The 12,994-nt window shown below is 58.2% G+C and carries 14 protein-coding genes and 1 pseudogene; 5 read left to right on the top strand and 10 right to left on the bottom strand.

Annotated elements, in window-relative coordinates; genetic code table 11:
• Positions 1-83: 83 nt before the first annotated feature.
• Together CPter91_RS25655 and CPter91_RS10105 are read left to right on the top strand one after the other, a co-directional pair.
• Positions 84-353 (top strand): hypothetical protein, encoded by a 270-nt coding sequence (locus CPter91_RS25655; protein ID WP_082793344.1) that lies wholly within the window; start codon positions 84-86, stop codon positions 351-353.
• A 4-nt stretch (positions 354-357) separates the two neighbouring features.
• Positions 358-879: a helix-turn-helix transcriptional regulator gene (locus tag CPter91_RS10105; protein WP_061939818.1), complete on the top strand. Its 522-nt coding sequence runs from the start codon at positions 358-360 to the stop codon at positions 877-879.
• A 67-nt stretch (positions 880-946) separates the two neighbouring features.
• Here CPter91_RS10105 and CPter91_RS10100 read toward each other — a convergent pair whose 3' ends face one another.
• Positions 947-1,489, bottom strand: coding sequence for an FKBP-type peptidyl-prolyl cis-trans isomerase (locus tag CPter91_RS10100; protein ID WP_061946072.1), 543 nt, complete (start codon positions 1,487-1,489; stop codon positions 947-949).
• Positions 1,490-1,664: 175 nt separating this feature from the next.
• Between CPter91_RS10100 and CPter91_RS10095 the strand changes: the two genes are divergently transcribed.
• Together CPter91_RS10095 and CPter91_RS27710 are read left to right on the top strand one after the other, a co-directional pair.
• Positions 1,665-2,786, top strand: coding sequence for a cupin domain-containing protein (locus tag CPter91_RS10095; RefSeq protein ID WP_061939816.1), 1,122 nt, complete (start codon positions 1,665-1,667; stop codon positions 2,784-2,786).
• A 607-nt stretch (positions 2,787-3,393) separates the two neighbouring features.
• The gene (locus CPter91_RS27710) at positions 3,394-3,711 is read left to right on the top strand and encodes a hypothetical protein (RefSeq protein ID WP_082792756.1); all 318 of its coding nucleotides are present in this window, start codon (positions 3,394-3,396) and stop codon (positions 3,709-3,711) included.
• Between the two features lie 95 nt (positions 3,712-3,806).
• Here CPter91_RS27710 and CPter91_RS10085 read toward each other — a convergent pair whose 3' ends face one another.
• The 8 genes and pseudogenes from CPter91_RS10085 to htpX form a co-directional block, all read right to left on the bottom strand.
• Positions 3,807-4,580 carry an MBL fold metallo-hydrolase gene (locus tag CPter91_RS10085; RefSeq protein WP_061939812.1) on the bottom strand — a complete coding sequence of 258 codons (774 nt, stop codon included), beginning with the start codon at positions 4,578-4,580 and terminating at the stop codon, positions 3,807-3,809.
• 53 nt (positions 4,581-4,633) lie between these two features.
• Positions 4,634-5,809 carry an outer membrane protein assembly factor BamC gene (bamC, locus tag CPter91_RS10080; protein WP_061939810.1) on the bottom strand — a complete coding sequence of 392 codons (1,176 nt, stop codon included), beginning with the start codon at positions 5,807-5,809 and terminating at the stop codon, positions 4,634-4,636.
• Positions 5,810-5,867: 58 nt separating this feature from the next.
• The gene (gene dapA, locus CPter91_RS10075; RefSeq protein WP_061939808.1) at positions 5,868-6,746 is read right to left on the bottom strand and encodes a 4-hydroxy-tetrahydrodipicolinate synthase; all 879 of its coding nucleotides are present in this window, start codon (positions 6,744-6,746) and stop codon (positions 5,868-5,870) included.
• A gap of 128 nt (positions 6,747-6,874) precedes the next feature.
• A complete protein-coding gene (locus tag CPter91_RS10070; protein ID WP_061939806.1) occupies positions 6,875-7,465 on the bottom strand; it encodes a class I SAM-dependent methyltransferase in 591 nt (196 codons plus the stop codon).
• Positions 7,466-7,478: 13 nt separating this feature from the next.
• Positions 7,479-8,681: a tryptophan--tRNA ligase gene (locus CPter91_RS10065; RefSeq protein WP_061939804.1), complete on the bottom strand. Its 1,203-nt coding sequence runs from the start codon at positions 8,679-8,681 to the stop codon at positions 7,479-7,481.
• Between the two features lie 11 nt (positions 8,682-8,692).
• Positions 8,693-9,367: a site-2 protease family protein gene (locus tag CPter91_RS10060; RefSeq protein ID WP_061939802.1), complete on the bottom strand. Its 675-nt coding sequence runs from the start codon at positions 9,365-9,367 to the stop codon at positions 8,693-8,695.
• 116 nt (positions 9,368-9,483) lie between these two features.
• A pseudogene (locus tag CPter91_RS10055) lies at positions 9,484-10,106 on the bottom strand (L-threonylcarbamoyladenylate synthase).
• 67 nt (positions 10,107-10,173) lie between these two features.
• On the bottom strand, positions 10,174-11,058 hold the full coding sequence (gene htpX / locus CPter91_RS10050) for a protease HtpX (protein WP_061939800.1): 885 nt from the start codon (positions 11,056-11,058) through the stop codon (positions 10,174-10,176).
• A gap of 125 nt (positions 11,059-11,183) precedes the next feature.
• On the opposite strand from htpX, the gene CPter91_RS10045 reads away from it, so the two are divergent.
• Positions 11,184-12,323, top strand: a complete 1,140-nt coding sequence (locus CPter91_RS10045) for an SLC13 family permease (protein ID WP_082792754.1) — start codon at positions 11,184-11,186, stop codon at positions 12,321-12,323.
• A 21-nt stretch (positions 12,324-12,344) separates the two neighbouring features.
• Here the strand turns inward: CPter91_RS10045 and CPter91_RS10040 are convergent, their stop codons facing one another.
• Entirely contained in the window at positions 12,345-12,944 is a 600-nt protein-coding gene (locus tag CPter91_RS10040; RefSeq protein ID WP_061939796.1) for a glutathione S-transferase, read from the bottom strand.
• Between the last annotated feature and the right edge of the window lie 50 nt (positions 12,945-12,994).

Here is a 12,994-nt window from a genome sequence, read left to right as displayed (position 1 = left end):
CTTGTCCGCCTGTGTTTTTAAAAGCACAGTACTCAGGTTGTCACTTGACACCCTGAATTCATCCATCTACACTGGAGATGTTCATGACTCGCCCTGCTCACCCGCACAAGGAAATTGAACAATCTCTCAAGCACGCGGAAAAACGTGGCTGGCGGGTGAAAACCGGCGGCAGTCACGCCTGGGGCAAGATTTATTGTCCTTATAACGATGCGGAATGCCGCTGCGGCGAATTCTGCATCGCCTGCGTCTGGAGCACACCCAGAAATCCAGGCAACCATGCACGTGCTTTAAAGCGCGTGGTGGACAACTGCGTGACGCGCGGGCAACAAGTATCAACAAAGGATCCGGAGTAAAGCCATGGAATACACTTTCACCCTTAAATATCAGCTCGCCACCACGGACTGCGACCACGATCAATTGATAGAACGCCTGGGCGCAGCAGGCTGCGACGATGCATTGGTCGGTGTCGGCCAGGTGCGCCGCATCGCCCTCGCCTTCACCCGCGAATCGGCATCGGCCGAGACCGCAGTGCTGAGCGCGCTGGCAGATGTCAAGCGCGCCATTCCCGGCGCCAGCCTGATCGAGGCGACCCCCGATTTCGTCGGCCTGACCGATGTCGCGGAACTGCTGGGCGTGAGTCGCCAGAACATGCGCAAACTGATGGTTAACAATGCCAGTTTTCCGGCCCCTATCCATGATGGCAATGTCGCCATCTGGCATCTGGCCGACGTCTTTGCGTGGCTAGCGTGGAAAGGCGGCTATCAATTGGAGCAAACGATGGTTGCCGTGGCAAGGGCTGCCAAGCAAGTCAACCTGGCCAAGGGGGTTGGCCAGCTGGCCCCGGAAATGCGGCGTGAAGCGCAAGCTTTGTTCACCTAGGTCTCAATAACAGACCTAGGCATTTTCTGGGAGCGAGTCGCGCGGGCGGCAATCACCGCCCTGCGATTTAGTGGATAGGATGGCTGCGGAAATGATCGTCCGCGCCGTCTTCATCCTGGTCGTCGTGGTGATGACCGTGGGCGCCGTGGACATGCTGATGCGCGATTTCTTCTTCTGTCGCGGCGCGCACTTCCGTTACGTTCAAGTCGAAACGCAAGGCGATGCCGGCCAGCGGATGATTGCCGTCGAGGACAACCTTGTCGTCGGCAATGTCGGTCACCGTGAAAATCAGGGCCTGCTCTTCTTCATCTTCATTGTCTGGCGTGCCTTCAAACTGCATGCCGACTTCCAGCGGTGTCGGCAAACGATTGCGCGGCTCTATCTTGACCAGATTCGAATCGTATTCGCCAAAGGCGTCGTCCGGTTCGACCTGCAGCTCGGTGTGATAGCCGGTTTCCTTGCCATCCAGTGCTTCTTCGATTTTCGGCAGCGTGTTTTCATAACCGCCGTGCAAATACACCATCGGCTCGCTGCTTTCCTCGATCAGATTGCCTTGGGCATCTGACAATTTGTAGCGTACAGTCACTACCGTATTTTTGGCAATCTTCATGATCATTCCTTTCATTTAACATGCGTTGGGATTATACCCGCCGGAATGGCTCAGCCTTGCCGAGAACGCAAAATTTACCGCTCAGCGTCAGCCCAGGGGGGCCGAAAATGCCGTTAGTGCGGGGAATCCATGGTCCTGCCTAATTTTACGGCATGCAACCCGATATAATACGCGCATGAAAAATTCCACACTACTGGGCGAACTGACGCCCGCACAATTCCTGCGCGACTATTGGCATAAAAAACCGCTGCTGATCCGTCAAGCCATACCTGGCTTTAAACCGCTGCTGTCGCCCGAAGCCCTGTTTGAACTGGCCCGGCGCGACGACGTCGAATCGCGGCTGGTCACGCACTTCAAGCAGAAATGGCAAGTCAGCAACGGACCGGTGACCGATTTGCCGACTGCCGCGCAGAAAGACTGGACCCTGCTGGTGCAAGGCGTCAACCTGCATGACGACAATGCCGACGCCCTGCTGCGCCAGTTCCGCTTTATTCCCGACGCCCGGCTGGATGACCTGATGATCAGCTACGCCACCGACACTGGCGGTGTCGGCCCGCATTTCGACTCTTACGATGTGTTCCTGCTGCAGGCGCATGGCCAGCGCCGCTGGAAAATCGGCGCCACCCAGGACCTGACCCTGGTGGAAGGCAGCGCCTTGAAGATCCTCAAGAACTTCAAGCCCGAGGACGAGTTCGTGCTCGAACCCGGCGACATGCTCTACCTGCCGCCACAATACGCGCACGACGGCGTCGCCATCGGCGAATGCATGACCTACTCCATCGGCTTCCGCGCGCCGCCGTTTCAAGAACTGGGCGAAGCCTTCCTGCAGTTCATGGCCGACTCGATCGACCTGCCCGGCCGCTATGCCGATCCGCAGCTGGAGGTCAGCAAGCATCCGGCGGAAATCAGCACCAGCATGCTGACGCAGATATCGGACGAACTAAATAAGGTGCGCTTTACCGATGACGACATCGCCATTTTCGTTGGCCAATACCTGTCCGAGCCAAAGGCCAGCGTATTTTTCGAATCGCCCGCCAAACCGCTGACGCTGGCGCGCTTTACCGCTACATTGAGCAAGCGCGGCGTGGCGCTCTCGCGCAAGACCCAGATGCTGTACCGCGGCAAACACGTCTTCATCAATGGCGAATCGTTTTCCATCGGCCGCGCCGACAAGGCATCTCTGGTCATACTGGCAGACGAACGCCGCCTGGACGGCGAAGCGGCCGCCAAAGTATCGACTGACGTGCTGGACGCGCTGTACACCTGGTATGAAGACGGCTGGGTTACGCTCGGCTGATTGTGACAGGATGTTTGCGGAATGGTGACATGCTCTGGAAACATCCATCTCTCTCCCCGAGAAAAACGAGATGGCGATTTTATTGTTGACGCAATATATTTGATTGGCCGATAAAAGCGAAGAAACCAGCTGCATAAAAACCCGGCATAAACCAAATAGAAATTCGTTAAATGTAATTAATAATAAAACAAACATCGAATTAATATTTACTGCCGATTTGCTTAAATATTATCCACGGTTGACAGTATTTAACAAATACGACGCCAATCTAACGTTGAACGACGCAAGCCCCCTATGACAGTTTCGGCCGCAACCGCATCACCATTTTTAACCGCAATCCTGACAGCTGACAGCGATCACACAGCACACATAGAATTGAAGCGGCTCCTACGAGATTGAAAAGCGCTGTTGCGTTGATACAAATTCTTACCAAATAGCAAACCGTCAATGTCATATTTAACAAATTCCGGCTATAATCCTGAGCTGGAAAGTTTTTGTTGCATCGCGATGCGCAGTCCCGGCAAAGCACTGCGAAAACATCCTGTAGAGCGATAATTACCGGTAATTATTCATCGCAAAAATTTTGATTACTACTGAAGGAACATTCATGAAAAAAACACTGTTGATCGCATCCCTGTTGGCTCTGACTCTGGCTGCTTGCGGCAAAAAAGACGAAGCTCCTGCTGCTGACGCTGCTGCTCCAGCTCCAATGGCTGCTCCTGCTGCCGCTGACGCTGCTGCATCCGCTGCATCCGACGCTGCTGCTGCTGCAACTGCTGCTGGTTCCGCTGCTGCCGATGCTGGTGCTGCTGCTGGCGCCGCTGCAACTGCTGCTGGTTCCGCTGCTGCTGATGCTGCTCACACAGCTGTTGACGCTGCTGCTGACGCTGCTAAAGCTGCTGCCGCACCTGCTGCTTCCAAGTAATCATTGGTTGCGTAGAAAAAGCCGACCTCTGGTCGGCTTTTTTTTGCCCGCATTTTCCGCAGCAAACCTGCCTTGCGCGCTCTAGCCGCAAGCGCTCAAATTTCGATCCAGCTGAAACCCTCTTCCTGGCAAGCGATCGTAATCTCCACCAGCTCATTGTGACGCGCATCGCATAAGGCCGCGTAAGCCAGCTCCGGCAAATTATTGCGCACGCTCAAATGCGCACCTACCACCTTGCGCAAGCGTGACTGGTCCAGCGCCTTCAGAATTTCACACGCCGCCTGGTTCGACAAATGGCCATACTCGCCGCCGATGCGCCGCTTGAGCGATGGCGGATAGACTGAATTGCGCAGCATCTCGCGGTCATGGTTACACTCCAGCACCAGCGCATCGCTACCGCCCAAGGCTTGCACCAAGTGATCGGTCAGCTTGCCGGCGTCGGTCAGCACGCCCAGCTTATGCTTGCCGTCGGTGGCGACGTACTGCACCGGTTCGCGGGCATCGTGTGGAACTGTATAGGGGGTCAATTGCAGATCGCCGATGGCGAGTGTTGCGCCATCACGGCAAAAGCCGACTGTGACGCCGGAGCAGTCCTGTCGCAGCGCCTGGAAGGTGCCATAGGTGAGCCAGACCGGGAGCTGATAGCGACGGGCGAATTTGAAAACGCCGCCGATGTGATCTTGATGTTCGTGGGTGACGACGATGGCAGAGAGGGAGGCGCCATCCAGGCCCAGGCGGGCCAGGCGTCTTTCGGTTTCGCGTATGCCGAAACCGCAGTCGAGCATGACATTGGTCGTGCTGTCGGCAGAAGTGGCCGATATCAGCAGTGCGTTGCCCTCACTACCACTACCCAGGCTTGCGAATTTCAAGGATAGATCCCATAGCGTAAGGAACGCACTGTCTACGTGCGAAATAAACGAATTTACTTCAACTGCTCATTCAGCAATGCCAGGATCTTGTCGGATGTCTTCGACAGCTCCGGCTTGCCGTCCTTGTTCAGCACGGTGACCTGGCTGCCGGCGTCCGAACCCTTGACTGCGATGCGGTAGCTGGCTGCATTCTTCGCCTTGTCGCTGTCCGAGCTGCTGAATATCTTGGCGAAGAAACCCTTGTCCGATTTCTTGTCTTTGGCATCCGCATCCTGGTCAACATAACGCACGAAGTACACGCCTTGCGTACGGTCGCGGTCTTCCACGGTAAAGCCGACGCGGTCCAGCGCCAGACCGACACGGCGCCATGCGCGGTCGAAGCCTTCATCGACCTGGACAAAATCGCCGGCGGCGTTCTTGACCAGCTTGGAACGCGCGTTCAGCGATGGTGTATTGGCGACAGCTGCCTTGGCCTTGACTTCATCGGCACCCAGACGGCCCATCAGGCGCGACAGGAATTCTGCTTCCAGTTGCGGATCGGCAGGACGCGAGGTCCAGATGCTGGATTCTTTTTGCGCGCCGGACAAGACTTCTTCGGCGCCGCGGTGGCTGATGTAGATTTCGGTCGTGCCGTTCGGACCACGTTCCAGGCGGGTGCGGAACTTGTCGCGCTCACCTGTCGAGTACAGCGAATCGAAAACCTTGCCCAGGGTGTTGCGAACGAAATCCTGCGGAATCTTGGCGCGGTTTTCAGCCCAGTCGGTTTCCATCACGCCGGTTTCCGGATTTTCGATATTGATCAGGAAGCCCGAATCCTGCCAGAAATCCTTGACCTTCGGCCACAGGCTGTCAGGCGTTGCGTTGACCACCAGCCAGCGCTGCGAACCGTCGCGTTCGATGTGCATGTCCGGCGCCGCATTCGGCGCGACAGCCGCGGATGCCGCGGCGGGACGCGCACCCTGCTCCAGGTTGTAGCCGGAAGCCGTGGCAGTACCTGCATTCGTGTCAGGGATGGCATAACGGTTTTCACGCTGCAGCTGGGTCAGGTCGGGCGGGATGTCCAGCTTCGGCGCCGTTACCTTGCCTGCGCTTTTGTAATCGATACGATCCGGTTCAAGCACCGAATTGATCGAAGAGCATCCTGCCAGACCGGCCAGCGCCAAAGCGATAACAATGCCACGTTGCGGGAAACTGAATTGAGTCGATGGAATGTTCTTGCGAATAGTCATGTGGATACAGGATCAAAAAGACGAAGGAAGTTCTAGGAAAAACGCCTGTCAGCGCAGCTTATTGTAATACACCCGCTTCACGCAACGCCGCGCGGACGGTTTCATGATATTCGGCTGCCAGCGGCACCAACGGCAAACGGATACCGTCCGCCATCATGCCCATCTCGGTGAGCGCCCATTTCACGGGCAAAGGATTAGGCTCCACAAACAACTTGTTATGCAGAGGCAAAAGCTTGTTGTTCAATTTGACAGCTTCCGCGACGTTTCCGTTCATTGCCGCCACACACAGCAGATGCATATCGCGCGGAGCGACGTTGGCGGTGACGGAAATATTGCCCTTGCCGCCGCAGAACATCAGCGCCATCGCGGTGGCGTCGTCGCCGGAATAGACGGCAAACTCAGGCGGCGCCAGGCGGATCAGGTCGGAACCGCGGCCGATATTGCCGGTAGCATCCTTGACGCCGATAATTCCCGGCACCTGCGCCAGGCGCAGGATGGTTTCGTTGCTCATGTCGGCAACGGTGCGGCCAGGGACGTTGTACAGGATGATAGGCAGGTCAACCGATTCGGCGATCTTCTTGAAATGCTGGTACATGCCCTCTTGCGTCGGCCGGTTGTAGTAAGGCACAACCTGCAGCGAGGCATCGGCGCCGGCTTCCTTGGCGAAACGGGTCAGCTGGATCGCTTCCGCGGTGGAGTTACCGCCGCTGCCGGCAATGATAGGGATGCGCTTGGCGGCGTGGTCGACCGCCAGCTTGATCAGGGCGCAATGCTCTTCAACCGTGACAGTCGGCGACTCGCCCGAAGTGCCGACGATGACGATCGCATCGGTGCCTTCGGCAATGTGCCAGTCAATCAGTTTGCGCAAACCCGGCAAGTCGAGACTGCCGTCGGTATGCATGGGAGTAACGATTGCAACAATGCTGCCCTTGATCATGATCGTGAATGCGAAAAAATAAAAGACTGATTGTAGCGGATCACAGTGGCTGTGGGGTATTTCCGCTTGTAAAACAAGGTACAAATACTATTACCTTGCAGCAACCAAGCAAAGGAGCCATCAGGGTTTCAGGCGATGCGCCGCGTCGAAGCGACGCCATTGGCCCGCTTGATGGCGCAAATGCGCTGCACCATGGCCGCCTTCGGCTGCTCCACGAAGCCGTCCTCATAGGCCAGCACATGCCAGCGGCTGCCGCCATCAGCCGCCAGCAGGGCCAACAGCTCGCCCGGCTGCAGCAGAAAATCGGGATTGGAAGGCTTGCCAAAGTGCTCATTGCCGGCAGCGAATGTTTCGTAGAGTAAAACGCCCTGCGCCGCGATGCTGTCCAGAATCAGCGGAAACAAGGGGCGGTGCAGGTAATTGGTGACCACCACGCCGCTGAAACGATGCGGCCGGAACAGCTGCGCCAGCGCTTCGCCGTCGCCGCTTTCCAAGTCGGCCTGGAGGGTGGCGACGCCAACCGCATCGATCTCGGCCAGCGCGGCCGGATTGCGGTCGACCGCCAGCACGCTCAGATTCTGGCTCAGGCTGGCCAGCCACAGGGCATGGCGGCCGGTGCCACAAGCCAGGTCCAATACGGCGCCGGCCGGCAACAGGCGGCCGAAGCGGCTGATCCAGGGCGAGATGGGACTAGATGCGGTATCAGCCAAGGTGTTCATCGATAAGCTCAGGTTAGCTATAGCCCAAGCCCATCGCTTCGCGCACGTCGCGCATGGTGTCCTGCGCCAGCTTGCGCGCATGGTCGCAGCCGTCCGCCACGATGGCCCGCACCAGCGACGGATCGTCCAGGTATTGCTGGGCGCGCTCGTGCATCGGCTCCTGCTCGCGGATGATGGCGTCGATCACCGGCTGCTTGCATTCGAGGCAGCCGATGCCGGCGCTGCGGCAGCCCTTCGCCGCCCACTCGCGGGTGGCGTCGTCGGAATACACGACGTGGAACTGCCATACCGGACACTTGTCGGGATCGCCCGGATCGGTGCGGCGCACGCGCGCCGGGTCGGTCGGCATGGTGCGCACCTTCTTGCTGACCACATCTTTTTCTTCACGCAAGGCGATGGCATTGCCATAACTCTTGGACATCTTCTGGCCATCCAGCCCCGGCAGGCGCGAAGACTCCGTCAGCAGCGCCTGCGGTTCCGACAGGATCAGCTTGCGGCTGCCTTCGAGGAAGCCGAACAGGCGCTCGCGGTCTATCATCGACAGGTTCTGGGCATCGTCCAGCATGGCCTTGGCCTGCTCCAGCGCGTTCTCGCTGCCTTGCTGCTGGAACTGGGTGCGTAACTCGTTGTACAGCTTGGCGCGCTTGCTGCCCAGCTTCTTGACCGCTTCCTGGGCCTTTTCCTCAAAGCCCTTTTCTTTGCCGTACAGATGATTGAAGCGGCGCGCGATCTCGCGCATCATTTCGATATGCGGCACCTGGTCGTCGCCCACCGGCACCTGGCTGGCGCGATAGATCAGGACGTCGGCCGCCTGCAGCAGCGGATAGCCAAGGAAGCCGTAAGTGGCAAGGTCGCGGTCAGCCAGTTTTTCCTGCTGGTCCTTGTAGGTCGGCACCCGCTCCAGCCAGCCCAGCGGCGTCGCCATCGACAGCAGCAAATGCAATTCGGCGTGTTCCGGCACCTTGGACTGGATAAACAGGGTCGCCTGCGACGGATCGACGCCGGCCGCCAGCCAGTCGACCACCATGTCCCAGACGCTGGTTTCAATCACGCTGGGATCGTCGTAATGCGTGGTCAGCGCATGCCAGTCGGCGACGAAAAACAGGCAAGGCAATTCGGCTTGCAGCCTTACCCAGTTCTTCAGCGCACCGTGATAATGGCCAAGATGCAGGGCGCCGGTCGGGCGCATGCCAGAGACAACACGATCAGGATACATGGTTGATTTAGTTATCGGAATAAAAAGGAAAGTGGCAACGTAATGAATTGCAGCAGGTCTAGCGCAAATGAACGAACAGGATTGACCCACCAGTACAATAGCGGTACATCGCCAATTTTAATGAAAAGCAAACCCAGTACAATAAAAAAACCATATGGCTCGATTTTCGCAAACTGATAGGCATATTTATTCGGCAGCAGGCTCGTCAGAATACGGCCGCCATCCAGCGGCGGAATCGGAAACAAATTAAAAGCAAACAGCGCCAGATTGACCAAAACACCTGCTCTGGCCATCAACACAAAGAACTCTTGCGCGCCAAAAAATTGGGACAACACCTGGAACAGCACAAGCCATGCCAGCGCCATGACAAGATTAGCAGCAGGACCTGCCAGCGCCACCCAAGCCATGTCGCGCTTCGGCTTTCGCAATTGTCCGAAATTGATCGGTACCGGTTTAGCGTAGCCAAACAGGAAGGGGATCGGGGAAAGTGCCAGCAGCAATGGGATCAGTACGGTGCCGAACGGATCGATGTGCTTGATCGGATTGAGACTCATACGCCCCAACATGTAGGCAGTAGAATCCCCAAAATACTTGGCGGCGTAAGCATGCGCAGCTTCATGCAGCGTTATGGCAAACAGTAAAGGCAGGGCATATACTGCGATGGTTTGGATAAGATCACTATTCATGGGCGGGATTCTATCAGGTCAGCGTTGGCAGCCGGTGCGGGAAACGGTAAAAGATCCGCGCCCGCCTGGTTGGGACAATCGAAAATTACAAAAAGACAATATGGGTGCCGCCGATATCAGAAGCCAAACAAGCCGGCGTCGCCGCGCCCCTGGCGTATCAATTCCGGCTCGTCGCCGCTGAGATCGATCACGGTGGTCGGCTCCAGGCTGCAGGCACCGCCGTCGATCACCAGTTCGATCTGCTTTTCCAGCTGGTCGCGCACTTCTTCCGGATCAGTCAACGCCTGCTCCGCCCCCGGCAAGATCAGGGTGGTGCCGATCAGCGGCTGCCCAGTTCTTCCAGCACCGCGCTGACGATACTGTGCTGCGGCACGCGCAGGCCGATCGTCTTGCGCGCCGGATGACTGAGGCGGCGCGGCACTTCCTTGGTGGCTTCCAGGATGAAGGTATAAGCGCCAGGCGTCGCGCTTTTCAGCAGCCGGAACTGGCGGTTGTCGACCTTGGCGTACAGCGAGATCTCGCTGAGGTCGCGGCACAGCATGGTCAGGTGGTGCTTGTCGTCGACGCCGCGGATGCGGCGCACGCGGTCAACCGCATCCTTGTTGTCCAGCTGGCAGACCAGCGCATAGCAGCAGTCGGTCGGCAAGGCGACGATGCCGCCGGACTGGATGATCTGCACCGCCTGCTTGATCAGGCGCAGCTGCGGATTGTCCGGGTGGATCTGGAAAAACTGGCTCATGGCTATTCAGCTCAAAAAATGAAAAACGGCGCTAGCCTGAAGGCTAGCGCCGCCAATTCAAAAGAAATTACAGTGCGGTGACTTGCGGATTACGCAAGGCTGCAATGCGTTGTTCGATCGGCGGGTGACTGGAAAACAGCGCCATGAAGCCCGGCTTGTCGTTGATGCCCAGGGCTGCCATCGATTCCGGCAAGGCCGCCGGCTCAATGCCGCCCAAGCGCGCCAGCGCCTTTTGCATCGGCAAGGCGCTGCCCAGCAACTTGGCGGAGCCGGCGTCGGCGCGGAATTCGCGATGGCGCGAGAACCAGGCCACGATCATCGAGGCGCCGATACCCAGCACAATCTGCGACACCAGCACAGTCGCCATATAACCGATGCCAGGGCCATCGTTATTGCCACGCGACAAGGCGCGGTCGACAGCATAACCGATGACGCGCGACAGGAACACCACAAAAGTGTTGACCACGCCCTGGATCAGAGTCATGGTGACCATGTCGCCATTGGCGATGTGAGCGATTTCATGGCCCAGCACGGCTTCGACTTCTTCCTTGGTCATGCTCTCCAGCAAACCGGTCGATACGGCAACCAGCGCCGAGTTCTTGAACGCACCGGTGGCGAACGCATTGGCCTCACCCTGATACACTGCCACTTCGGGCATGCCGATGCCGGCGCGCTGCGCCAGCTTGCCGACCGTGTCCACCAGCCACATTTCGGTCGAATTCGCAGGCGATGTGATCACCCGGGCGCCAGTCGACCATTTCGCCATCTGCTTGCTGATCAGTAGCGAAAAGATCGAGCCGGTGAAGCCGACCACCAGCGAAAACACCATCAGCATCGGCAGGTTGAGGCCGGCGCGAGTCAGGAAACGGTCCACGCCCAGCAACGACAGCACGACGCTCATGACGAGCATCACTGCGATATTGGTGGCCAGGAACAAGAAAATACGTTTCATGTGGAAAACTCCAAAATGGGAAGAAAGTGTCTTTAAAATAAGGCCGCTGGCAGAAATTTCAATAGCGCGGCGGCCAATTATGCCAGACAGGCCGCCTCAAAAAACAAAGCAATTAAACAATATCCATGTCTAACGTCCCAGAACCCGATCACGCTCCCTCATTCTTTCACAAAATCTGCCAGCCGTTCCTGCACGACCGCCTGATGCACCTGTTGCTGCTTGCGGCGATCCTGCTCTCGTTTTTATCGCCCAATCCGCCCGCACAGTATCCCGGCTGGGTCGACTGGAATACCATCGCTACCCTGGCCGGCATGCTGCTGCTGACCAAGGGTATCGAAACCAGCGGCTACCTCGATCACATAGGCCGGATGGTCATCAACCATCTCGGCCAGCAGCGCGCGCTGGCCTTGTTCCTGGTGACGGCATCGGCCTTGCTGTCGACCGTGCTGACCAACGACATCGCCCTGTTCATCGTAGTGCCGCTGACGGTCGGCCTGAGCGGCATCGGCGGCTTGCCGATCGGCCGCCTGGTGATCTTCGAAGCGCTGGCGGTGAATGCCGGTTCGCTGCTGACGCCGATCGGCAATCCGCAAAACATCCTGTTGTGGCAGCGCTCGCATCTGTCGTTCGCCGGCTTCAGCTGGCAGATGGCGCCGCTGGCGTTGGCAGTGTTCCTGCTGTTGCTGCTGGCGACCTGGCTGTGTTTTCCCGGCAAGACTATACATGCTGAACTGGAGGACCAGCCCGGCGCTTACCGCACAGGGCTGTTGCGCACTTGCGCCCTGCTTTACATCGCCTTCCTGGCTAGCGTGGAACTGGGACATCCCGGCTGGGGCTTGCTCGGCGTGGCAGCCGCGGCCCTGCTGTTTTGCCGCGAGCTGATCGCCAAGGTCGACTGGAGCCTGATCCTGGTCTTCATCCTGATGTTCATCGACATCCGTTTGCTGACGCAGCTCGATGTCATCCAGGGCTGGGTCGCGGCCATCCCGCATTTCTCGCGACTGGAACTGTTCCTGTCCGCCCTGCTCGGCTCGCAGCTGATCAGCAATGTGCCGGCGACCATCTTGCTGGTCAATTATTCCGACGCCTACAAGGTGATTGCCTACGGCGTCAACGCCGGCGGCTTCGGCCTGGCGATCGGCTCGATGGCCAACATCATCGCCCTGCGCATGGCGCCGGAGCGCCATCTGTGGCTGCGCTTCCATCTGTATTCGTTTCCATTCCTGCTGCTGTCGGGCCTGATTGCCTGGGGCTTGCTGGCTTAGCGGCCGCGGGCGACACAGCAATCACTTTTGCATCACGGATTCGAATAGCGGCGATGCCAGCAAGCCGTCCAGCCAGCCGGCCAGGCTCTGGTAGCGGCTGGCATAAAACCACTCGGCATCGACCGCCACGAATTGCCGCACGAACGGGAAAATCGCCATGTCGGCCAGGCTCCTCTTGTTCCCGTTGAGGAAACCGCGGGCGGCGATATGTCCATCCAGCTGCGCCAGGACAGCTTCCCCCTGCGCACGGTAGTGGGTAGCAGGATATTCCGGGAAGCGCTCCGGGTATTTGTAGCGGTCCAGGAAACCCTTGAAGACGCCATCGTTCTGCGCGATCAGTTCCTGCGCCTGCCGCATCGTGTCGGGATCCGTGCTCAGCCATTGTTCCGGATCGCTATGCGCCAGCGCCCATTGCATGATGTCCAGGCTTTGCTCGAGCACGGCGCCGTCCGCCAATGCCAGTACCGGCACCGTCCCCTTGGGCGACAGATCCAGCATGGCTTGCGGCTTGTTCCTCAGGCTGACTTCATGCATCTCGACCTCGACGCCGCTGACCTTGACGGCAAGACGGGCGCGGATGGCATAGGGACAGCGGCGGAAGGTGAATAGGATCGGCTTCAAGTCTGGCTACCTGCAATATTTCAATGCCAATAAAATAACACAGATGCCGT

The sequence above is a fragment of the Collimonas pratensis genome, from assembly GCF_001584185.1.
GTDB lineage: Bacteria > Pseudomonadota > Gammaproteobacteria > Burkholderiales > Burkholderiaceae_D > Collimonas > Collimonas pratensis.
This window is presented reverse-complemented; position numbering and strand designations above follow the sequence as displayed.

Coding starts and splice junctions, on each gene's coding strand:
- CPter91_RS10095 (WP_061939816.1), top strand. CDS start 1,665: ATGAAAAATTCCACACTACTGGGCGAACTGACGCCCGCACAATTCCTG.
- bamC (WP_061939810.1), bottom strand. CDS start 5,809: ATGACTATTCGCAAGAACATTCCATCGACTCAATTCAGTTTCCCGCAA.
- CPter91_RS10065 (WP_061939804.1), bottom strand. CDS start 8,681: ATGTATCCTGATCGTGTTGTCTCTGGCATGCGCCCGACCGGCGCCCTG.
- CPter91_RS10060 (WP_061939802.1), bottom strand. CDS start 9,367: ATGAATAGTGATCTTATCCAAACCATCGCAGTATATGCCCTGCCTTTA.
- CPter91_RS10105 (WP_061939818.1), top strand. CDS start 358: ATGGAATACACTTTCACCCTTAAATATCAGCTCGCCACCACGGACTGC.
- dapA (WP_061939808.1), bottom strand. CDS start 6,746: ATGATCAAGGGCAGCATTGTTGCAATCGTTACTCCCATGCATACCGAC.
- CPter91_RS10070 (WP_061939806.1), bottom strand. CDS start 7,465: ATGAACACCTTGGCTGATACCGCATCTAGTCCCATCTCGCCCTGGATC.
- htpX (WP_061939800.1), bottom strand. CDS start 11,058: ATGAAACGTATTTTCTTGTTCCTGGCCACCAATATCGCAGTGATGCTC.
- CPter91_RS10045 (WP_082792754.1), top strand. CDS start 11,184: ATGTCTAACGTCCCAGAACCCGATCACGCTCCCTCATTCTTTCACAAA.
- CPter91_RS10100 (WP_061946072.1), bottom strand. CDS start 1,489: ATGAAGATTGCCAAAAATACGGTAGTGACTGTACGCTACAAATTGTCA.
- CPter91_RS25655 (WP_082793344.1), top strand. CDS start 84: ATGACTCGCCCTGCTCACCCGCACAAGGAAATTGAACAATCTCTCAAG.
- CPter91_RS27710 (WP_082792756.1), top strand. CDS start 3,394: ATGAAAAAAACACTGTTGATCGCATCCCTGTTGGCTCTGACTCTGGCT.